18 protein-coding genes, 2 tRNA genes and 1 pseudogene are annotated in these 20879 nt (G+C 68.6%); 10 read left to right on the top strand and 11 right to left on the bottom strand.

Going from position 1 to position 20879, the window contains the following annotated elements; all coding sequences use genetic code 11:
* Window positions 1-105: 105 nt before the first annotated feature.
* A complete protein-coding gene (locus ACQR3U_RS02290) occupies window positions 106-927 on the bottom strand; it encodes an acyl-CoA thioesterase (protein WP_230809581.1) in 822 nt (273 codons plus the stop codon).
* A gap of 135 nt (window positions 928-1062) precedes the next feature.
* On the opposite strand from ACQR3U_RS02290, the pseudogene ACQR3U_RS02285 reads away from it, so the two are divergent.
* Together ACQR3U_RS02285 and ACQR3U_RS02280 are read left to right on the top strand one after the other, a co-directional pair.
* Window positions 1063-1143: pseudogene (locus ACQR3U_RS02285) on the top strand (TetR/AcrR family transcriptional regulator); the annotation flags it as partial.
* Between the two features lie 134 nt (window positions 1144-1277).
* Window positions 1278-1403, top strand: a complete 126-nt coding sequence (locus tag ACQR3U_RS02280) for a hypothetical protein (RefSeq protein WP_019289009.1) — start codon at window positions 1278-1280, stop codon at window positions 1401-1403.
* A gap of 39 nt (window positions 1404-1442) precedes the next feature.
* On the opposite strand, the gene ACQR3U_RS02275 is transcribed toward ACQR3U_RS02280, so the two are convergent.
* Both ACQR3U_RS02275 and ACQR3U_RS02270 read right to left on the bottom strand, forming a co-directional pair.
* Window positions 1443-2276 carry an alpha/beta fold hydrolase gene (locus tag ACQR3U_RS02275; RefSeq protein ID WP_024100537.1) on the bottom strand — a complete coding sequence of 278 codons (834 nt, stop codon included), beginning with the start codon at window positions 2274-2276 and terminating at the stop codon, window positions 1443-1445.
* 78 nt (window positions 2277-2354) lie between these two features.
* Window positions 2355-3008, bottom strand: a complete 654-nt coding sequence (locus tag ACQR3U_RS02270) for a TetR family transcriptional regulator (protein ID WP_006554379.1) — start codon at window positions 3006-3008, stop codon at window positions 2355-2357.
* 154 nt (window positions 3009-3162) lie between these two features.
* Here ACQR3U_RS02270 and ACQR3U_RS02265 point away from each other — a divergent pair, with 154 nt between their 5' ends.
* The 4 genes from ACQR3U_RS02265 to ACQR3U_RS02250 are packed head-to-tail and all read left to right on the top strand — an operon-like array spanning window position 3163 to window position 6279.
* Window positions 3163-4281 (top strand): ferredoxin reductase, encoded by a 1119-nt coding sequence (locus tag ACQR3U_RS02265; protein ID WP_112319992.1) that lies wholly within the window; start codon window positions 3163-3165, stop codon window positions 4279-4281.
* Between the two features lie 42 nt (window positions 4282-4323).
* A complete protein-coding gene (locus tag ACQR3U_RS02260) occupies window positions 4324-5580 on the top strand; it encodes a fatty acid desaturase family protein (protein WP_033096439.1) in 1257 nt (418 codons plus the stop codon).
* Complete coding sequence (locus ACQR3U_RS02255; RefSeq protein WP_006554382.1) at window positions 5558-5800, top strand: hypothetical protein; 243 nt, start codon at window positions 5558-5560, stop codon at window positions 5798-5800. Before ACQR3U_RS02260 ends, ACQR3U_RS02255 begins: the two co-directional genes overlap by 23 nt.
* Before the next feature lie 50 nt (window positions 5801-5850).
* Window positions 5851-6279: a hypothetical protein gene (locus tag ACQR3U_RS02250; protein WP_230809580.1), complete on the top strand. Its 429-nt coding sequence runs from the start codon at window positions 5851-5853 to the stop codon at window positions 6277-6279.
* A 22-nt stretch (window positions 6280-6301) separates the two neighbouring features.
* Here the strand turns inward: ACQR3U_RS02250 and ACQR3U_RS02245 are convergent, their stop codons facing one another.
* The 5 genes from ACQR3U_RS02245 to selD form a co-directional block, all read right to left on the bottom strand.
* A complete protein-coding gene (locus tag ACQR3U_RS02245; protein WP_006554384.1) occupies window positions 6302-7606 on the bottom strand; it encodes an L-lactate MFS transporter in 1305 nt (434 codons plus the stop codon).
* 33 nt (window positions 7607-7639) lie between these two features.
* Window positions 7640-8659, bottom strand: coding sequence for an NrfD/PsrC family molybdoenzyme membrane anchor subunit (gene nrfD / locus ACQR3U_RS02240; RefSeq protein ID WP_230809579.1), 1020 nt, complete (start codon window positions 8657-8659; stop codon window positions 7640-7642).
* A complete protein-coding gene (locus ACQR3U_RS02235; protein WP_024100544.1) occupies window positions 8659-9570 on the bottom strand; it encodes a 4Fe-4S dicluster domain-containing protein in 912 nt (303 codons plus the stop codon). Before ACQR3U_RS02235 ends, nrfD begins: the two co-directional genes overlap by 1 nt.
* Entirely contained in the window at window positions 9567-12884 is a 3318-nt protein-coding gene (gene fdh / locus ACQR3U_RS02230; RefSeq protein WP_230809578.1) for a formate dehydrogenase, read from the bottom strand. Before fdh ends, ACQR3U_RS02235 begins: the two co-directional genes overlap by 4 nt.
* Before the next feature lie 109 nt (window positions 12885-12993).
* A complete protein-coding gene (gene selD, locus ACQR3U_RS02225) occupies window positions 12994-14016 on the bottom strand; it encodes a selenide, water dikinase SelD (RefSeq protein WP_024100547.1) in 1023 nt (340 codons plus the stop codon).
* Between the two features lie 58 nt (window positions 14017-14074).
* Here selD and ACQR3U_RS02220 point away from each other — a divergent pair.
* The 3 genes from ACQR3U_RS02220 to selB all read left to right on the top strand — a co-directional run bounded on the left by ACQR3U_RS02220 (window position 14075) and on the right by selB (window position 17248).
* Window positions 14075-14169 (top strand) — tRNA-Sec (locus ACQR3U_RS02220).
* A 32-nt stretch (window positions 14170-14201) separates the two neighbouring features.
* Window positions 14202-15506: an L-seryl-tRNA(Sec) selenium transferase gene (selA, locus tag ACQR3U_RS02215; RefSeq protein WP_071934748.1), complete on the top strand. Its 1305-nt coding sequence runs from the start codon at window positions 14202-14204 to the stop codon at window positions 15504-15506.
* The gene (gene selB / locus ACQR3U_RS02210) at window positions 15506-17248 is read left to right on the top strand and encodes a selenocysteine-specific translation elongation factor (RefSeq protein ID WP_024100549.1); all 1743 of its coding nucleotides are present in this window, start codon (window positions 15506-15508) and stop codon (window positions 17246-17248) included. The genes selA and selB overlap by 1 nt, the downstream gene beginning before the upstream one ends.
* A 159-nt stretch (window positions 17249-17407) precedes the next feature.
* Here the strand turns inward: selB and gdhA are convergent, their stop codons facing one another.
* From gdhA to ACQR3U_RS02195, 3 genes are all read right to left on the bottom strand, one after another.
* Complete coding sequence (gene gdhA, locus ACQR3U_RS02205; protein WP_019289021.1) at window positions 17408-18751, bottom strand: NADP-specific glutamate dehydrogenase; 1344 nt, start codon at window positions 18749-18751, stop codon at window positions 17408-17410.
* A gap of 201 nt (window positions 18752-18952) precedes the next feature.
* Window positions 18953-19026, bottom strand: a tRNA-Arg gene (locus ACQR3U_RS02200).
* A 62-nt stretch (window positions 19027-19088) separates the two neighbouring features.
* Window positions 19089-19745, bottom strand: coding sequence for a DedA family protein (locus tag ACQR3U_RS02195; protein WP_006551111.1), 657 nt, complete (start codon window positions 19743-19745; stop codon window positions 19089-19091).
* A 249-nt stretch (window positions 19746-19994) separates the two neighbouring features.
* Here ACQR3U_RS02195 and ACQR3U_RS02190 point away from each other — a divergent pair, with 249 nt between their 5' ends.
* Entirely contained in the window at window positions 19995-20879 is an 885-nt protein-coding gene (locus ACQR3U_RS02190; RefSeq protein WP_230809577.1) for an FAD binding domain-containing protein, read from the top strand.

Genomic DNA, 20879 nt, shown 5'->3' with positions numbered 1-20879 from the left:
CTCGCAATCCGGTGGGTGGATGTTTCCGAGGCTACAGGTGTGCCGGTGACCGGAACGGGCGCCGAACGCCGACCGGTCGGGTCGATCGAATACCGACCGTCCCGCTCATGCCTTGAAGTAGACGATCTGGTGCGAGGTCGCGAGCAGAACGCCGTCGCGACCCCACAGTTGTGCGCTCTGGTCGAAGAAGCCCTGTTCGAACCGATTCGCACGTGCGGTCGCGAGCACGGGGCTGTCGGATTGCGCGGCAACGGTCTCCGGGTCCGCGTGGAAGTAGACGGTCATCGAGACCGTGCCGGCCGGCAGCACCCGACCCAGACGCAGGAATGCCCGGGGGTAGAAGATGTCGCACATCGCGGTGAGCGAGGCGAAGTCGAGCGGGCGCGACGGGACGTCGCGGACCCACAGCGTCGACGTGGAGTCGGCGACCTCCGCGCTGCCCTCCTCGGGAACGACTCCTGCGGTGTACCGCATCTCGTAGTTGCGTGCCCACGCGATGAAGTCGGGCAGCGGTGTCGGCTCGAGCGAGTCGGGTGCCGGGGCGGCCGGCGCCTGCAGTTCGGTCGACGACCAGGTGGGGCGACGGAGACCGAAGACGGCCGTTGCGGTGGTGGCGACCTCGCCGCCCTGCGACAGTTCGATCGACCAGTGCTGGGTGGTCCGGTTCGTGCGCACCGGGCGCACCGCGATGTCGAACGGTCCGTCGGCGATGGGGCCGGCGTAGTTGATCGTCAGGGACAGCGGCATGCCGAGGACGTCCGGGTGTCGTTCGACCGCGCGGAAGAGAGTCGCGGCCGTGATACCGCCGAACGGGCCGACCATGTTCGCGTAGGCGGGGTGCGTGTGCCCTTCGGTGCGATCGTCCCGGACCTCGAACAGGTCGACGGCAGCGTCGAAGACGTGAGTGGTCACCGAGACGTCGGTCATGGCAGGGTCTCCTCGGAAGATGGTGTCGCGCAGGATCGGATCCGTACGACAACATACACAGAGTATGGGGGACCACCACCACTGCCGGAGGAACGGGTGATCGCTGCAGAACGGCGGGACGGACCGCGCGCGGCGATGATCGCCGGCGCGATCGCGCTGATGAGCGAACGAAGTGTCGCGGCCACGTCGTTCCGGGACGTGCTCGAGAACAGCGGGGCGCCGCGCGGCTCGATCTACCACCACTTTCCCGGCGGTAAGGCGCAACTCGTCGAAGAGACGACGGACCGGGCAACCACCCGGATCGAGCGGTCGCTGACGGCCGCCGGCGTCGGTGCAGAGCGTGCCGGTCGTTGGCGAGCCTGGTCATCGCCGCCCTGGAGGGCGCGCTGGTCGCGGCCCCGGCGCAACGCAGTCCGGCTCCGCTCGATGCGGTCGTCGCCGAACTCGAGGTGCTGCTCGCCCCGGTGGTGGGCTGACCGAAGCTGCAGCGGCCGGAAGCCACGGTCGGTGGACTCTCAGCCGTTCCGTCGCCGCGAGATTGCGTTCGCGATCTCGGCCGGCGCTTCCTCCGGAATCCAGTGCGAGACGTCGGGCAGGACCACGAAGTCGTACTCGGCGTCGACGAATTCGCCGCAGCGTTCGGCGCCGGCGCGGCCGATCGCGATGTCGGCGGTGCTCCAGATGTAGGTCGTCGGGACGCGGACCGGGGGAGTCGAATCGAGATCCCGCGTCATGGCGCGATACCAGTTCAGGGCGGCGGTGAGAGCGCCCGGCGCGGACAGGGCGGAGACGTAGTGGTCGACCGAGTCGTGGTCGACTGCGGAGGTGAACATCGCCCGCAGGCGCCGCGCGTCATCGGCGAGGAGCAGGGTCTCCGCCTTGCCTTCCTCGCGGAAGAGACCGATGTAGGAGGAGCGTTCGCGCTGGTCGGCGTCCTCCCGCAACGCCCAGCCGTAGGCGGCGAGGTGGGGGACCGAGACCGCGGTCAACGCCGAGACGCGATCGGGATTGTGGGCGGCGAAGTACCACGCCACAGCGGCGCCCCAGTCGTGTCCGACGAGGTGGACGCGATCGAGCCCGAACTCGTCGAGCAGGCCGAGGACATCACCGGCGAGCGCCGGCACCGCGTAGTGCTCGACGCCGTTCGGCCGGGCACCGGGGGAGTACCCGCGCTGGTCGGGGGCGATCACGCGGAAACCGCGCTCGACGAGCAGGCGCGCCACCGGCGTCCAGCTGCGTGATGTCTCGGGGAAGCCGTGCAGGAGCACGACGGGTGGGCCGTCCCTCGGACCCGCCACGCGCACGTCGAAGGTCAGGTCGTCGTAGGTGGCGGGTTCGGTCGATGCCATGGGAACCACGTTACGGAAGAGGAGTGTCTGCGACAGGATTTCCTGGCCACCTCGACGAACCGGCGTCGAGCCGACCCGTCACCGGTCGTTCGACGTCCGTCGCGGCCGCCACGCCGCCGCGCCCAGCAGGATCAGACGCATCTGTTTCTCCGCGCGCGTGACCACCTCCGATTCCTGCGCACTGCCGGGACGTTCGACGGCGAGCAGGTCGAGGACGAAATCGAGCATCGCGGTGACCAGCAGATCGGCGGCCATCTCGAGATCGTCGAACTCCCAGTCCTCGAGGCCCGGGGAGCGGCCCAGGTCGGCGGCGAGCTCGCTGGTCAGCAGGCGCAGTTCGACGGAGATCGCGGCGGCGACCTCGGGAACGCCGCCGTGGCGTTCGCGTGCCAGGAACCGGAAAGCCGCCTTGTGTGCCCGTACCTGTTGGACCAGCACGTCGAGCGATTGCCGCGCACCTGCCGGACCGGGCGTGCGACGCGCGTCGCGCAGCAGGCGCCGAAGTACCCGCATCGTGTCCGCCGCAAGGGTGACGCCGAGCTCGTCCATGGACGAGAAGTGCCGGTAGAACGCGGTGGGCACGATGCCCGCGTGACGGGCCACCTCCCTCAGACTCAGCCCGCCGAGTCCCCGGTCGGCGGACAGGTCGAGGGCGGCGTCGAGAAGCGCCTGACGTGTGCGTTCCTTGCGTTCGGCGCGTGTGGTCGGCGGAGGTGCGGAAGCGGTGGACACCCCCTGAGTCTAGGCATGACGTTCCCAGCGGTGTCCGTACATCTGTGTCAGCAGTCACATCGGGGTTGACAGGCGGGTGTGTCCGGCTGTCACACTGATTTCAGTGCACATTCGTTCACTGAGCACGCAGAGGTCTACCGAAAGGCGGACAGACATGATCGTGCGCGCCCGTCCGACGCCCGTCCGGCGCTCGGGTTCGTTGCGAAAATTGCTGGTAGAGGCACTCGGAGTGCTGTCCTACCCGCATCACCCGGACCGCTACCTGGAACTCGCCGACCCGCTTCTCGTCACGTCGGCGAACTATGCCCGGATTACAGATGTGGACCGAAGTGCCACCGACTCGCTCACGATCACGGTGCGCCCCGCGCAGCCGTGCCGACCCCTACCCGGGCAGTACGTGACCGTGTCGGTGCGTGTCGACGGTGTGCGGCATACGCGCTGCTACTCGCCGACGCTCGTCGAAGCGGAGTCGAAGCGCCGGCCCGACCTGCGGTTCACCATCGGCAGGCATCCCGAGGGTACCGTCTCACGCCACCTCCACGACCGAGCGCAGGTCGGAGACGTCATCGAACTCGGTTCTCCCGCAGGCGAGTTCGTGCTGCCGAGCCCACGCCCCCGACGTCTGCTGTTCGTCGCCGCGGGCTCCGGGCTGACTCCCGTGCTGTCGATGCTGTCCGGTCTCGTCGCCGAGGGGTACGACGGGTGCGCGGTGCTGCTCTACTACACCCGCACCCCCGGGCATGTTCCGCGCCGCGCCGAACTCGACGCTCTTGCCGACCGACCCAACATCGAGATCGTCCACGCGCACACCCGCTCCGACGACGGGCTGCTGCAGGGTCGGTTCGACCGCAGCCACCTCGCGGCCGTCGCACCCTGGTACGCCGACACGCCCACCTTCGTGTGTGGTCCGGCGGAGATGGTCGCGGGCATCCGCGCGGTCTACGCCGAACAGGGAGCCGAGACGATGGTGAACACCGAGGAATTCGTCCTCGCACCACCGGTCGTGTCGACGGACGATGCCGGCGGCGAGATCTCCTTCGCCGAATCCGGCGTGGTTGCCCAGAACACCGGGTCGACGCTGCTCGAACAGGCCGAAGCGGCCGGTCTCACGCCCGAACACGGATGCCGCATGGGCATCTGCCACAGCTGCACCGCCGTCCGGCTGTCGGGGTGCACGCGCGACGTGCGTACCGGCGACGTCGATTCGGAACCGGGCCGCCGCATCCAGATCTGTGTCAGCGCCCCGGTCGGCGACGTCGCCGTCGAACTCTGAACCGGCCGTCCGGCGACACCACCGAAATCATTGGAGGACATCATGTTCGGATTGTCCCTACCCACCGTTCCCTTCCTGCCCTTCCTGTCCGACCGCAGCTCTTCGGTCGAGAACGAACCGCTCGTCCTCGACCACGACAGTGTCGAGGAGATCGGCCGCGAACTCGACGCACTGCGGGAGCAGACGCTCGCATCCCTCGGTGACGAGGACCGTGAGTATCTCTACCGGATCATCAGGGCGCAGCGCGGATTCGAGATCGCCGGTCGCGGTCTGCTCTTCGTCGGATTCCTCCCGCCCGCATGGGTCGCCGGTGTCGCGGCGCTGAGCGTGTCGAAGATCCTCGACAACATGGAGATCGGGCACAACGTCATGCACGGTCAATACGACTGGATGCGCGAGCCGTCGCTGAATTCCCGTGTCTTCGAATGGGACACGGTGTGCCCGTCGGACCAGTGGCGGCACTCGCACAACTACGTGCACCACACCTACACCAACATCCTCGGCCAGGACCGCGACATAGGATACGGGATCCTGCGCATGGACCCGGCCCAGAAGTGGCATCCCTACTATCTCGGCAACCCGGTCTACGCGACCGCCCTCATGCTGCTGTTCGAGTGGGGCGTGATGATGCACGACGCGGAGGTCGACCGGATCGTCGCCGGGAAACGCTCGTGGCGCGACGTGATCCCGATCGCGAAAGGCTGGTGGCGCAAGGCGCGCCGTCAGGTGATCAAGGACTACATCGCCTTCCCGCTGCTGAGCGGACCGATGTTCTTCCCGACGCTGCTCGGCAACGCGACCGCCAATCTGGTGCGCAACGTGTGGGCGTACTCGATCATCTTCTGCGGCCACTTCCCGTCCGGCGTGCAGTCCTTCACGGAGGAGGAGACCGCCGAGGAGACCCGTGGTGAGTGGTACGTCCGGCAGATGCTGGGCAGCGCGAACATCACCGGGTCGCCGTTGTTCCACATCATGTCGGGCAACCTGTCGCACCAGATCGAGCACCACCTGTTCCCCGACCTGCCGGCGCACCGCTATCCGGAGCTCGCGCCGAAGGTCAGGGAACTGTGCGAGAAGCACGGACTTCCGTACAACACCGGTGGCTTCACCGCCCAGGTGACGTCGGTGTGGAAGAAGATCTTCACGCTTGCTCTCCCTCCCGGCTGGTTCGCGCCCGAACCCGAGTCGCGGGTGATCATCGAACGTCACCGCTCCACCGATCGCCCGCTCGACGATGCGGGTACCCTCGCGGACGACACGATCGAGGGGGTCGAACATGGTGGGAAGATTCGAGCGTAACAAGGACACGATCCAGGAGGTCACCGAGTCGGCGGCCACCCACGTCGGCGCGATCGCGGGGATCATCACCGGAGCGGTCCGCGACGTCACCCGCGAGATCGGTGAGTTGATCACCGACGCGATCGAGATGCGCGAGGCCGCCCGCGCCGCGCGCGACGACGAGGAACGCGGAGAAGGGCCGGCGACGTCGGATCGTCGCTCGGCCCCTCCCGCGGAGTAGCGGATCGGAAGGGCGGATCGAGTTCCTACCGCGCGGGGACGCTCGAGGTGGTGCGGGGTGACGGACCCGGCCACCTCGTCGCGCACTGGAGCGCTCTGCACGCACTGTTCTGCGGGGCGACGGCCGAGGCGATCGGCCTCTACCTCCGTGCGGCCCGGATGCATCGTGCGCACGGCCACCACGCCGCCCAGCTGACCTGCCTGTTCCAGCTGGCGATGGCGCAGACCTACGACGGACGACGCGACGACGCCCTGAAGGCGGGTGCTCGTGTCGTCGAGATGGCGGGCCAGCACGGCGAGCGGTGGAACAAGGCCTCTGCGCTGTGGCTCTCGGGGCTCGCCCATTTCCATCTCGGGCGCCTCGGCTCTGCAGTCGACGCGGCGAACGGTGCCCTGGAACGGATCCTCGACACACTCGGCGTGCACTCCCGCACGCAGGTCGTCTCGTGGTTGCACACCCGCGAAGCGCCCCGAGTGTGAGCGAGCAGGGCGGCGCTCCGGATCAGGACCGGGCCGAGGCCGACTCCCGGCGTGCCGCGGGTACCTTCGTGATCATCGTGAGCACGACCGATACGAGCGCGATGATGCCGATGGTGGTGTAGGCGAGGGTATAGGCCTTGTCGTCGCCGAGGAGCGTAGACGCGATGATCGGGCCGATGATGCCGCCGATGCTCCACCCGATGAGCATCAGGCCGTAGATGGCGCCGGCGTTGCGGACCCCGAAGAAGTCGCCGGCGGTGGCGGGCATGGTGCCGAATGCGCCGCCGTAGCAGAGATAGATGATCGCGGCCAGGACCGAGAACAGCACCACGCCGGTGGCATGCGGCAGCACGATCAGGCACACGCCCTGCAGCACGAGCAGTGCGGTGAAGGTCTTCATCCGGCCGATATGGTCGGAGATCGCCGCCCACACGATCCGGCCGGCGCCGTTGAAGATCGCGAGCACGCCCACGAGTGCCGCCGCGCCGGAGGTGCTGAAACCGGCGATGTCGGACGCACTCGGCTTCGCCTGCGAGATCAGGGAGATGCCGGCGGTCACGCACAGGGTGAGGATGGCGGTCAGGAGGTACCACTGGGGCGTGCGGAGGGCCTCGTTCTGGGTGTACTCCTTGCCGCGGTCCGCTCCGCTGCCGTCGCGGCCGACGGGGTCGAAGCCCGGCACGGTGTACCCCTCGGGCGGGTTGCGGAAGAGTGCCGCACCGGCCAGCGACATCACGAGGTAGGCGATACCCAAAGGCAGGAAGGCGCTCGTGGGGTCGTCCGGATTCCGGTCGATGAGCCACTGCGCGACCGGCGAGGTGAGCACGGCGCCGAACCCGAAACCGCCCACAGCGAGTCCGGTGATGAGACCGGTCTTGTCGGGGAACCACTTCTGCAGCATGGCGATCGGGACGATGTACGCGAAGCCCAGCCCGAAACCGCTGATGATGCCGTACCCGAGGATGAGCAGCCAGTAGTCCTCGGCTCCGTCGGTGAAGGAGGCGAGGAGGATGCCGAGCGCATAGATGATGCCGCCGATCAACGCGACGACTCGGGGACCTTTCAGATCCTGCAGTCGGCCACCGAGATAGGTGCCGATGAAGATCATGCCGATGGTCACGGTGAACGGCAGTGAGGCCCGGACCGTGCTCAGTTGCCAGGAGTCGGCGCTCTCGAGGGCTCCGCCGAAGACCGACCACGCGTAGACCGCGCCGATCGAGAACTGCAGCAACAGACCCCCGGCCACGAGGAGCCAGCGGAAGCTGCCCGGAGGCTGAGCCGTCGCGGCGTCGCCGTGTGGTTCGCGCGTAGGCTTGCCGGAGTCCATGCGTTCTTCCTCGTCCTGCCCGCGAGCCGGATCTCAGCTGCGGTAACGAACGGGTTCCCCGCGATCGACTCGTTCACGCTGGGGAACGACGGTGTACTTGGGATCCTTCGCCGACGCGATGCCGGCCTCGTAGACGCCGAGTCGCGTGCACAGCGAACCGGCCATGAGAGCGGCACCGGACACTGCCGATACCACGCGATTGCGGCGGCCGGCGAGTGCGCCGAGCGCGCCGGCCACCGTCAATGCCTTGCTGGCCCTCATCAGTCGCCCGGGGCGGCCCTGGTGGAGCGTCTCGGCCGACAGGCCCATCGACTTCTCCATCTGCTGCTCGGTCGCGAGTTCGACGAGCGCACCGCCGACGGCGAAGGCGCGTGCCGGCCCGGCCTCGGCGACCGGCGCACCCAGCAGTCCGAGACCACCCGATGCGGCCGCTGCCGACCCACAGAACACGAAGGGGATTTCCTTGAAGGCGGAGTGCCAGGCTGGGGTTGCGGTGTCGGACAACAGGACTCCGGTATAGGCGGCGACCGGCGGTGCCGTCAGTGCACCCACGATCCCGGCGGGCCGGCCCAGGGCGAGCAGCAGGCGCACCGGCCCGCGCTTCCACCGAGCGGGGAGCATCGCGGCGATCTCCGCGGCCGCCGCGACGCCCGCGAACGGACCGTGCAGCGACAGGATCCACGTACCGACCGACATCGGGGAGGTCGGTTTGGCGACTCGCAGCATGTTGAGGAAGCGGCTCGGTTTGCCGAGATCGTGAACCAGCGCACCGACACTGACGAGCAGCGATGTGAGCGAACCGAATCGGGCGACGCGACGCAGGGCGGGCCGCCCCGTGAGATCGGCACCCGCGGCGAGCAGCGAGCTGCCCGCGGCCACGCCGCCGGTGAACAGATAGAGCGCGATGTCGTGTTCCCACGGGGCCGGCTTCACGATCTGGCGTCCGTAATAGGACTCGAAGTCGGCCTCCGGCACCATCACCCGGTCGCCGCCGCGACCACCTCCGGACCGGCGGGGGTTGCCCGGGCTGCCGCCGTGCTGCACCTGGGTCATCAGCGCCTCCTCAGGAACGACGCGGCGGCGCCCGCCAGCATCGCGACCGCTGCCACTGCGGCGCGGGTCCACATCTCCGGCAGATCCTTGGTCGTCACCACCGGATCCGGCGGCAGGCCGTAGACCTCCGGTTCGTCGAGGAGCAGGAAGAAGGCGCCGGTCCCGCCGACCCCGTCCTCGGGATCGTTGCCGTAGAGTCGTGCCTCGCTCACGCCGCGCTCGTGCAGGGCGGCCAGTCGTTCCTCGGCGCGAGCGCGCAGTTCCTCGACGTCGCCGTACTGGATCGACTCCGTGGGGCACGCCTGCGCGCAGGACGGGGTCTGGCCGTCGGTGAGCCGGTCGTAACAGAGCGTGCACTTCTGGGCGATACCGACCTTCGGGTCGCCCTCTGGACCCTTGCGACGGTCGATGACGCCGTACGGGCACGCAGCGACGCAGTATCCGCAGCCGTTGCAGATGTCGTCCTGCACGACCACCGTGCCGAACTCGCTGCGGAACAGCGACCCGGTCGGGCACACGTCGAGGCACGCCGCGTGGGTGCAGTGCTTGCACACGTCCGAGGACATCAACCAGCGGAAGTCCGGCTTCTCCTCCTCCGGAAGCTCCGTCGGGGTCGCGCCGACGGTCGGCATCCCCAGCGAGACCGGCGGTTTCGACTCCGCAGGGCGCTCGATGAAGGCGACGTGCCGCCACTGATTGGCGTTGAGCGAATGACTGTTGTCGTACGAGGTGCCGAGCATCGCGAAGGCGTTCTCGGGGACGTCGTTCCACTCCTTGCAGGCCACCTCGCAGGCCTTGCACCCGATGCACACACTGGTGTCGGTGAAGAAGCCCTTGCGAGCCGGCGGATCCTCGTACCCGGCATCGGGTGCCGGGTCGATCGGTCCGAAGAAGCTGTTGGGACCGGTCACTCGTCCTCCTCCGGGTCACGTGGATCGTCCGAGGCCGTATCGCCGTCCGGGACCGTCACGATGGGTGGGTACACGTCATCGGTTACCCCGGCCCGCCGTGCATATCCCTCGACGTACTCCCGCAATGCCGCTCCGGACGGACGACGTCCGGCCCGGACGTCGCACGTGCCGACCTTGCTCTCCTGGATGAGTACGTTGGGGTCCAGCGTGATTCCGATCAGATCGTTGGTCGAGTCGCCGGTCACCATGCCGCCGCTGCCCCAGTGATAGGGCATCCACACCTGGTGGACGGTCCGTCCCTCCACCTTCAGCGGACGCAACCGCTCGGTCACCAGGACCCGGCCCTCGATCGCAGAGCGGGCGGTGACGACGTGGCACCAGCCCATGTGCTCGAGTCCGCGTTCGGCCGCTAGGGCGGGGGAGACCTCCACGAACATCTCCGGTTGCAGTTCGGCGAGATGTTCGAGATAGCGGCTCATGCCGCCGGCGGTGTGGTGTTCGGTGAGACGACTCGTCGTGAACACGAAGGGGAACACGTCGCTGTGTTCTTCCGGCGGTGAGGGGTTCATCGGATTGTCGTCACGCCGGTACTCCATGCGCGTCGGGTTGGCCTGCTGCGCGTAGAGCGGATTGCGGAACGGCGACTCCACCGGTTCGTAGTGCGTCGGCATCGGACCGTCGACGAGCCCCTGGGGGGCGTAGAGGGCACCCTTGCCGTCGCCTTGCATGATGAACGGATCGATCCCTTCGAGCGCCTCGACACCGTCGGCGCCGTCGGGGGAGCGGTAGCTCGGCGGCTTCGTCTTCTCGAAGTCCGGCACGTCCGCACCCGTCCACTGCTGTGCGTCCTCGTCCCACCACACGTAGGCCTTGCGTTCGCTCCACGGCCTGCCCTCGGGGTCGGCGGATGCCCGGTTGTACAGGATGCGGCGGTTCATCGGCCACGCCCAGCCCCACTCGGGAGCCACGAACGACTGCTCGTGCCGGGACTTACGCCGGTTGGCCTGGTTGACGCCGTCGGCGTAGACCCCGGTGTAGATCCAGCAGCCACCGAGGGTGGAGCCGTCGTTCTTCATCTCGGTGAACGACGACAGTGGCCGACGGGTCGCGACGTCGTAGCCGTTGATCTCCATGAGCACTGCGTCGGCACTCGGCTCGTCGTACTCGCCGTGCACGGGGTAGTCCCATGCCAGGTCGAGCAGCGGACGGTCGCGCTCGTCGGTCGACTCGGCCAGACGCTCCCGCATCATGCGGCCGAGGTGGTAGAAGAACCACAGTTCCGAGCGGCAGTCCTCGGGCGGCTCGACGGCCTTCTCCCGCCACTGCAGCATCCGCTGGGTCTGCGTGAAGGTGCCTTCCTTCTCGGCGTAGGAGGCCGCCGGGAAGAGGAACACTTCGGTGGCGCACTCCTCGGTCACGATCTCACCGGTCTCGATCTCCGGGGAGTCCTTCCAGAAGTTGGCGCTCTCGATCTCGAACAGGTCGCGCACCACGAGCCAGTCGAGGTTCGCCATCCCGAGCCTCTGCGCGCGCCCGTGGGCGGAGCCGACGGCCGGGTTCTGCCCGAGGAGGAAGTAGCCCTTGACCTTTCCATCGATCATGTCGAGCACCGAACGGTAGGTGCCGTGGTCGCCGGTGATCTTCGGCATGTAGTCGAAGCAGTAGTCGTTGTCGGCGGTCGCCGCGTCGCCCCAGTAGGCCTTGAGCAGGTTCACCGCGTAGGCGTCGGCCTTCGACCAGAAACCCTTGCTGCCCGGGTTGCGCACGCTGTCGACCCAGTCCGTGAACGAGTGGTGCTTGTTCGCGTCGGGCATCGGCAGGTAGCCGGGCAACAGGTTGAACAACGTCGGGATGTCGGTCGAGCCCTGGATGCTGGCATGACCGCGCAGCGCCATGATGCCTCCGCCGGGGCGGCCCATGTTGCCGAGCAGCAGCTGCAGGATCGCGCCGGTGCGGATGTACTGCACACCGACACTGTGCTGGGTCCAGCCCACGCTGTAGACGAGCGCCGTCGTCCGCTCCCGACCGGAGTTCTCGGTCCACGCGCGGCAGACGTCGAGGAAGTCCTCCTGCGAGACGCCGCACACCTGCTCGACCACCTCGGGGGTGTAGCGGGCGAAGTGCCGCTTGAGCACCTGGTAGACGCACCGCGGGTGCTGTAGGGTCTCGTCGCGCCTCGGGTGGCTCGCCGTCTGCATGCCGTGCGACTCGTTCTGCAGGCCCGCGGCCGTGTCCCGATGCTCGGCGTGCTCGTCGGAGCCGTTGGCCTGCGACCTGTGCAGGTCGCCGGATTCGTCCTCCACGTCGTACTGCCAGCTCGTCGGATCGTAGGTCCGCTTCTCGGGGTCGAAGCCCGAGAAGAGCCCGTCGAGATCGTCGGTGTCCTCGAACTTGTCGCTGACGAGCACCGCGGCGTTCGTGTAGTTGACGACGTACTCGCGGAAGTCCAGCTCGTTGCTCAGGATGTAGTTGACGATGCCGCCGAGGAAGGCGATGTCGCTGCCGACCCGGATCGGGACGTGCTTGTCCGCCACCGCGCTGGTACGGGTGAAGCGCGGGTCGATGTGGATGACGCGGGCACCGCGTTTCTGGGCCTCCACGACCCACTGGAAGCCCACCGGGTGGGCTTCGGCCATGTTGGAACCCTGGATGATGATGCAGTCAGCGTTGGCCAGGTCGGCTGTGTAGCCGGTGGCGCCGCCGCGCCCGAAGCTGGTCCCCAGACCGGGGACGGTGGCGGAGTGTCATATGCGGGCCTGGTTCTCGATCTGGACCGCCCCCATCGCTGTGAACAGCTTCTTGATGAGGTAGTTCTCCTCGTTGTCCAGCGTGGCACCGCCGAGGCTGGCGATGCCCATCGTGCGCCGGACACGGTGGCCCTTGTCGTCGAATTCCTGCCAGGTCTCGCGGCGGGTCTTCAGCACGCGGTCGACGACCATCTCCATGGCCGTGTCGAGATCGAGGTCTTCCCATTCGGTGCCGTAGGGCCGGCGGTAGCGGACCCGGGTCTCTCGCAGCTCGCTGGTGACGAGGTTCTTGCTCGCCGAGCCCTTGGGGCACAAGCGCCCGCGGTTCACGGGGCTGTCGGAATCGCCTTCGATCTGGACGACCTTTTCGTCCTTGACGAAGATCTTCTGTCCGCATCCGACAGCGCAGTAGGGGCACACGCTGCGGGCGACACGATCGGCGGTGGAGGTGCGCGGTTCGATCTCCTCGGTACGACGGGACCGTGCGGCCTTGCCGCGTCCGAGCAGGTCCTTACCGAGGAACTGGCGCAGGACGGGCCAGGGGAGGGACGTGTCTTTCTCCGCCATCGGTGCTCCTTTCCTGCGCTCTCGTTCCGAAGTTACCGTCTACCCGCGCTTCGTGCCGGTTAATCCGGATCCCGTGCAGGTGTGTCGGCATGTCCGTCGGTCGTCGGGGTCAGCGCACCCGGATCGCGTGTTCGCCCGCGGGGACCACCTCCCCGATGACCGGATGGCCGGGGAGCTCCCCGACGACCAGGAGACCGCCGGACGTCTGAGCGTCGGCGAGCAGGAGTAGTTCGTCGTCGTCCACCTCGGAGTCGACCTGCTCGCGGACCCAATCGAGATTGCGACGGCTCCCGCCGGGCACGAATCCCTCCGCGAGCGACTCGCGCGCTCCCGCGACGTACGGCACGGCCGCGGAGTCGATCACGGCGGTCGTGCCGCTGGCCCGCATCATCTTCATCAGATGGCCGAGCAGACCGAAACCGGTGACGTCGGTGGCGGCGCGGACACCGGCCTCGTGCGCAAGTTGTGCCGCCTCGCGGTTGAGTGTCGTCATCACCGCGACCGCTTCCTCGAAACGCTCGCCGGTGGCCTTGTGACGGTTGTTCAGGATGCCGAGACCGAGCGGCTTGGTGAGAGTCAGCGGCAGGCCGGGCGTGGCAGCGTCGTTGCGCAGCAGGCGATCCGGATCGCCCAGACCGGTGACCGCCAGTCCGTACTTCGGCTCCCGGTCGTCGATGCTGTGCCCGCCGGCGAGATGGGCACCCGCCTCGGCGCACGCGTCGGCGCCGCCGCGCATGACTTCGGCGGCGAGTTCGAACGGGATGAGCTCGCGCGGCCAGCCCAGGAGGTTGACCGCGATGATCGGCGTGCCACCCATCGCGTAGACGTCGGACATGGCGTTGGTGGCGGCGATCCGTCCCCAGTCGTAGGCGTCGTCGACGACCGGGGTGAAGAAGTCGGCCGTCACGATGACGGCCCGGCCGCTCCCGTCGGGCGCCGGATCGATCCGGACCGCGGCTCCGTCGTCGCCGTTCTCCACACCCACCAACAGTTCGCCGGAGGCCCGTCCACCCTGCAGACCGCCGAGCACCCGCTCGAGTTCACCCGGCGGAACCTTGCATGCGCACCCGCCGCCGGCGGCGTACTGGGTGAGTCGGATGGCGCCCTCGGGAAAGTCGACGTGTGCGGTCATGAACCCAAACATACGGGCGAGTCGTAACCGAGGGCCCGACTTCGGTTAGGGTGAGCGCGGAGGTGGTTCTCGTCTGGTGACGGTCGCGGTCTTCAAAACCGTTGTGGCCCAGTATCTGGGCTGGGCGGGTTCGATTCCCGTCCGCCTCCGCCAAAAGTTTTCGCCGACCGTGGGATGAGGAGCGCGTGCCGGATCCGAGGCGGGACGTTCCCCGCACCGACCAGGTCCTGGCCGATCCGCGCCTGCGCGAGGCCGTCGACCGGCTCGGCGCCCGACTGGTCAAGCAGACCGTCGTCGCGGCCCAGCAACGGTGCCGCGACGGCGAGATCGGGCCCGATGCCGTCGCCGACGTCGCGGTCGCGTCGCTGCCGCAGCAGGCGACCACCCTGCGCCGCGTCGTCAACGCGACCGGCGTGGTGGTGCACACCAATCTCGGTCGCGCCCCGCTGTCCCGAGCGGCGGTCGAGGCGGTGTCCACCGCGGCGGGCGCCACCGACGTCGAACTCGACCTGGCCACCGGTCGGCGCGGACGGCGAGGACGCGGCGCCCTCGAAGCACTCGCCGAACAGGTACCCGACGCCGGCGGCATCCACGTCGTCAACAACGGTGCCGCGGCTCTCGCCCTGGTCACCCGGGTGCTCACACGCGGTGGTCGCTCGATCGTGATCGCACGGGGCGAACTGGTCGAGATCGGTGACGGCTTCCGGATCCCGGAACTGCTGGAATCCGTGGGCGCGACGCTGCGTGAGGTCGGCACCACCAACCGCGTGCGCCTGAGCGACTACGCCGCGGCCGTCGACGACGACACCGCCTTCGTCCTCAAGGTGCATCCCTCGAACTTCACCGTCAGCGGCTTCACGTCGTCGGTGTCGGTCCGGGAACTCTCCGGACTCGGACCGCCCGTCGTGGTCGACATCGGATCGGGTCTGCTCGCGCCGCATCCGCGGCTGTCGAACGAACCCGACGCCACCACCGCGCTGCGTGCCGGCGCCGACCTGGTGACTGCCTCGGGCGACAAGCTCCTCGGCGGTCCGCAGGCCGGCCTGCTGCTCGGACGGGCCGAACTCGTGGAACGCCTACGGCGCGACCCGTTCGCGCGGGCGCTGCGCGTCGACAAGCTCACCCTGGCCGCTCTCGAAGCGACCCTGACGGGACCGATGCCACCCGTGGCGTCGGCGCTGGCCTCCCGCCCGGAAGATCTCCGCGCCCGCGCACAGGCGATCTGCGTGGCGCTGCCCTCGGAGTGCCAACCCGAGGTGGTCGACTCCGACGGCGTCGTCGGGGGCGGTGGCGCCCCGGACGTCGTCCTGCCGAGCGTCGCGATCGCCCTGCCCGAACATCTCGCACTCCCGTTGCGGCTCGGTGGGCACCCCGTCGTCGGCCGCGTCGAACGCGGCCGGTTGCTGCTCGACCTGCTCGCGGTCGACCCCGCCGAGGACGGCGAGCTGATCGACGCCGTGACGCGCGTGGCCGCTCGCGAAGGATCCTGATGCAGGTCGTCGCGACCGCCGGTCACGTCGATCACGGCAAGTCGACGCTGGTCGAGGCGCTCACCGGTGCGAACCCGGATCGGCTCGCCGAGGAACGGCGACGAGGACTGACCATCGAGCTCGGCTACTGCTGGACGTCCTGGCCAGAGGTGGGGGAGGTCGCCTTCGTCGACGTCCCCGGGCACGAGCGATTCCTGACGACGATGCTCTCCGGAGTGGGATCGGTCCCGGCCGCGCTGTTCGTGGTGGCCGCCGACGATCCGTGGATGCCGCAGGCGGCCGAACACCTCGCAGCACTCGACGCGCTCCGCGTGCGCCACGCGGTCGTCGCCGTTACCCGGGCCGATCTCGCCGATCCGGGACCCGCGGCCGCGCGGGCCGCGGCGGAGGTCGCCCGCACGAGTCTGGCGGGGGCGCCCGTCGTCGCCGTGAGCGGGCGCACCGGGATGGGCCTCGACGACCTCCGGAGCGCACTGACGACGATGGTCGCCTCGCTTCCGGACCCCGATCCGCAGGCCGACGTCCGGCTCTGGGTGGACCGCCGGTTCACCGTGCGTGGATCCGGAACCGTCGTCACCGGAACCCTTCCCGCGGGCACGGTGCGCGTGGGGGACACCCTCGTGCTGGGGGACACGCCGCTGCGGGTCCGCAGCGTGCAGGCACTCGGTCGCGACCGGAGCGCGGTGAGCGGCGTGGCCAGGGTCGCCCTCAATCTCACCGGCCGGGTCGACGATCTGGGACGGGGCAGTGTGCTCGTCACGCCCGGCGCGTGGCACCACACCACCGTCGTCGACGTTCGGATCAGCGGCGACGACCGGCCGCCCGTCGCTCCGGTGCTGCACATCGGAGCCGCGGACGTCGGTGTCCGGTGCCGTCCGCTGGCAGACGATCTCGTCCGGCTCACCCTCGACCGCCCGCTGCCCCTGCGGATCGGCGACCGCGCGTTGCTGCGCGACCCGGGCCGCCGGATGATCTGGCGAGCCGACGTTCTCGACCCCGATCCACCCCGATTCCGGCGTCGCGGCGCGGCGGCACGCCGCGCGCTGCAACTGGCAGGGGCCGACGGGACGCCGCACCTGGCCGACGAACTCGCCCGCCGCGGACTCCTGCACCGGCAACGGTTGCGACAGTTGGGCATCCCACTCGCACGGGGAGAGCACCTGACGGTCGGGCCTTGGCTCGTCGCACCCGGTCTCGCGAAGACCGTCGCCGACCGGCTGCCCACACTCGTGCAGGCCCATGCCCGCACCCATCCACTGGATCCGGCGGCGCCGTTGACGGTGCTGGCGTCGCAGCTGCGTCTTCCCACACCGGACCTCGTCCGGGCGCTGGTGCGACCTCCGCTCGAAGTGGTCGGGGGGCGGGTGATCGCTCCCGGCGCCGACGGTCTACCGCCGAAGATCCGCAAAGCCGTCGAGCAGGTGCGCCGCGACCTGTCGGCCGCCCCGTTCGCGGCCCCGACCGCCGATCGCCTACGCGAGCTCGGCCTCGACGACCGGGCCCTCGGCGCGGCCGAACGCAGCGGACGGTTGTGGCGGGCGGGCCCGGGCATCGTCCTGCTCCCCGACGCCGCCGACACGGCCGTGGAGCTGCTGGGCGAATTGGACCAGCCCTTCACGACCAGTGCCGCGCGCGAACGCCTGGGAACGACACGGCGGGTGGTCCTGCCGTTGCTCGACCGGCTCGACAAGGCGGGTCGCACACGCCGGCTCCCCGACGACCGCCGCGAGATCGTCCGCTAGAGTCGCCGTCCCCGCACTCTCCGGCGGGACGACCCTTCACCCGAAACGCGAAGTGCGGGTACCGAACTCGTCGGTACCCGCACTTCGCATGAAGAGTCAGTCGTCAGATGACGCCCGGTGCGAACACAGCGTCAGATGACGCCCGGTGCGAACACAGCGTCAGATGACGCCCAGTGCGAACATGGCGTCGGCGACCTTCACGAAGCCGGCGATGTTGGCGCCGTGGATGTAGTCGCCCGGCTTGCCGTACTCGGCGGCGGTCTCGACGCAGCGGCCGTGGATGTCCGCCATGATCCCGGCGAGACGCTCGTCGGTGTAGTCGAAGTGCCACGAGTCGCGCGAGGCGTTCTGCTGCATCTCCAGCGCCGAGGTCGCCACACCACCGGCGTTGGCGGCCTTGCCGGGCGCGAAGGCGACTCCGGCGTCACGGAAGACACTGATGCCGCCCGGGGTGGTGGGCATGTTGGCGCCCTCGGCGACGATCTTCACGCCGTTGTTGACGAGGGTCTTCGCCGAGTCCTCGTCGAGTTCGTTCTGCGTGGCGCACGGCAGTGCGACGTCGCACGGCACGTTCCAGATGTTGCCGCCGGGGAAGAACTCGGCGTCGCCGCGCTCGTCGACGTACTCGGAGATGCGTCCGCGGCGGACCTCCTTGATCTCCTTGAGGAGAGCGACGTCGAGGCCCTTGCGGTCGACGATGTAGCCGGAGGAGTCGGAGCACGCGATCGCGGTGCCGCCGAGCTGGTGGATCTTCTCGATGGCGTAGATCGCGACGTTGCCCGAACCCGAGACGACGGCGGTGCGGCCGTCGAGCGAGGTGCCGGCGGTCTTGGCCATCTCGTTGACGAAGTAGGCCGCGCCGTAACCGGTGGCCTCCTTGCGCACCTGCGAACCACCCCAGGTCAGGCCCTTGCCGGTAAGGACGCCGGACTCGTAGGAGTTGGTGAGGCGCTTGTACTGGCCGAACAGGTACCCGATCTCGCGGCCGCCGACGCCGATGTCACCGGCCGGGACGTCGGTGTACTCACCGATGTGGCGGTGCAGCTCGGTCATGAACGACTGGCAGAAGCGCATGATCTCCTGCTCGGAGCGACCCTTGGGGTCGAAGTCCGAGCCGCCCTTGCCGCCGCCGATGGGCAGGCCGGTGAGGGCGTTCTTGAAGATCTGCTCGAAGCCGAGGAACTTGACGATGCCGAGGTTGACGCTCGGGTGGAAGCGCAGCCCGCCCTTATAGGGGCCGAGAACGCTGTTGTACTGCACGCGGAAGCCACGGTTGACGTGGACGTTACCCTGATCATCGATCCACGGCACGCGGAAGATGATCTGCCGCTCCGGCTCGCACAGGCGCTCGATCAGACCGGATTCGAAGTATCCGGGGTGCCGCTCGAGCACGACATGCAGAGACTCGAACACTTCGGCCGCAGCCTGGTGGAATTCGGGTTCACCTGCGTTGCGGGCCTTGACCTGCTCGTAGATCTCTTCGATGCGGTCCGATGTCGACACGCCCACCTACCTGACTCTGTGAGGATTCTGTAACACGGGATTTACGACGAGAACTATAGGACGTGGCCCTTAGCATGTGTTAACCCTGCGGCAAGGTGGGATGAGAAACACACGATCCGAACGGCCTGTCTGCCGGGCGAAATGCCCGGTTCACCGGTATGATGTGCGGCCCCGCGACGGGTGGTCCGCCGGCGGTCGAGGTGCCCCCGGCAGGACTCGAACCTGCGACCTAGAGATTAGAAGGCTCTTGCTCTATCCAGCTGAGCTACGGAGGCGCGGCCAGAATCTTAGCGGGTGCTCCCCGAGGTCGCCGCACACACCCTCGTACCCGCCGGGGTCAGCGCTCGAGCGTGCTGCCCCGTTCGTCATCGGGGCTCGATTCGCCCCGCGGAACGTCCACTCGACCGGTCTTGAACCGTTGGATGAGATGGTCGATTCCGACACCCAGGACCACCGCGACGCAGATGGCGACCGCGGCGCCGAACAGCGGCTGCGATTCGAACCAACCGCCGACGAGGCGCCCCACGAACGCCGAGTACAGCGCCCAGGTCGTGCCACCGAGGATCGTGAGCGGCACGAACTTCTGCCGCGGGTAGCGGGTCGCTCCGGCCGTCATGTTCACAGCGATCCGGCCGATCGGGATGTATCGCGCCGTGAGGATCACTGCGGCGCCGCGCTTGTCGAGTCCGCGCCGCGCCCACGCGAAAGCGGCTCGTGCCCTCGGGCGGCGCATCCACCGGAACCGTTCGGTACCGACCTTCCGTCCGATCGCGTACGCGATGTTGTCACCGATGATCGCGCCGAGCGCCGCGAGCACGATGACGATCCACAGGTAAGGACGCCCGGTCGAGCCGGAGAGGGACGACAGGGTCACCAGGACGGTCTCGCTGGGCACCGGGGGGAAGAAGCCGTCGAGGATGCACACGGCGAAGAGCAACGGGTAGACCCACAGGGCTGCGGCCTGGCCGATGATGAATTCGTTGATCACGTCCATGGATCTGTGTGGTGCTCCCGTCGGGTCCGCCGGTCGGCTCCTTCCACGCTATCCGCTCGCACCGCCGAGGACTCCGGACGACGGCGGCGTTACGGCACACACCGTCGACCGCAAGGGAACGATTCGATTCCGATTCGCCCGTTTCGTCGCATCGATCTCGAGTCGGGTCTACTATGAGCGCACCAAGGGGGAATCGTGGGCGGCTGGTGGGGGAAACCGGTCCGCGCCACCTGATGGCGGGAGTTCTTCATGCAGGTTCCTGGCCCATTCGAGTACGAGCGTGCCACCGGAGTGGATCACGCCGTCGAGTTGCTCGACCGGCACGGAGAGGGGGCCCGGGTCGTCGCCGGCGGGCACAGTCTGCTGCCGATGATGAAACTTCGGCTCGCGAATCCGGAGTACTTGATCGACATCAACGATCTCGCGGACGAACTCGATCACATCGTGTTCGAACCCGGGTCCGTGCGCCTCGGTGCCCTGGTCCGGCACCGCCGGCTTCTCGAATCCGACGAACTCGCCGAGGTCTTCCCGATCTTCCGCGATGCCGAGCGCGTGATCGCCGATCCTGTCGTCCGCAATCGTGGAACGCTCGGTGGGTCGTTGTGTCAGGCAGATCCTGCCGAGGATCTGTCCACCGTGTGTGCAGTGCTCGGCGCGACCTGCGTCGTACGCGGACCGGGCGGGGTGCGCGAGCTCGATTTCCACGACTTCCATCTCGGCCCCTACGAGACGGCGGTCGCCCCGAACGAACTGCTCGTCGAGGTGCGGCTGCCGAGGAAGGGCACCGGGGCCAGTGCGTACGAGAAGGTCGAGCGTCGCACCGGCGACTGGGCGGTGGCCGCCGCGGGCGCCGCGCTGTGGATGTCGGACGACGGACGCATCACCGACGCGCGTGTCGGGCTGACGGCGGTGCGCGCCGACGAGGCGGCGCTGTCGAGGGTGTCCGAGCTGTTGCGCGGCTCGCCGGCCTCGGAGGAACTCTTCCGCGAGGCGGGAGCGGCGGCCGCGTCGGCATGCGATCCCGAGACCGATCAGCGCGGCACCGCCGCCTACAAGCGTCACCTCGCATCGGAGTTGACGGTGCGGGCCCTGCGCCAATCCGCCGAACGTCTCGGCGTCACCGAAAGGGTATGA

It is taken from the genome of Rhodococcus sp. IEGM1339 (genome assembly GCF_050321925.1).
GTDB lineage: Bacteria > Actinomycetota > Actinomycetes > Mycobacteriales > Mycobacteriaceae > Rhodococcus > Rhodococcus pyridinivorans.
This window is presented reverse-complemented; position numbering and strand designations above follow the sequence as displayed.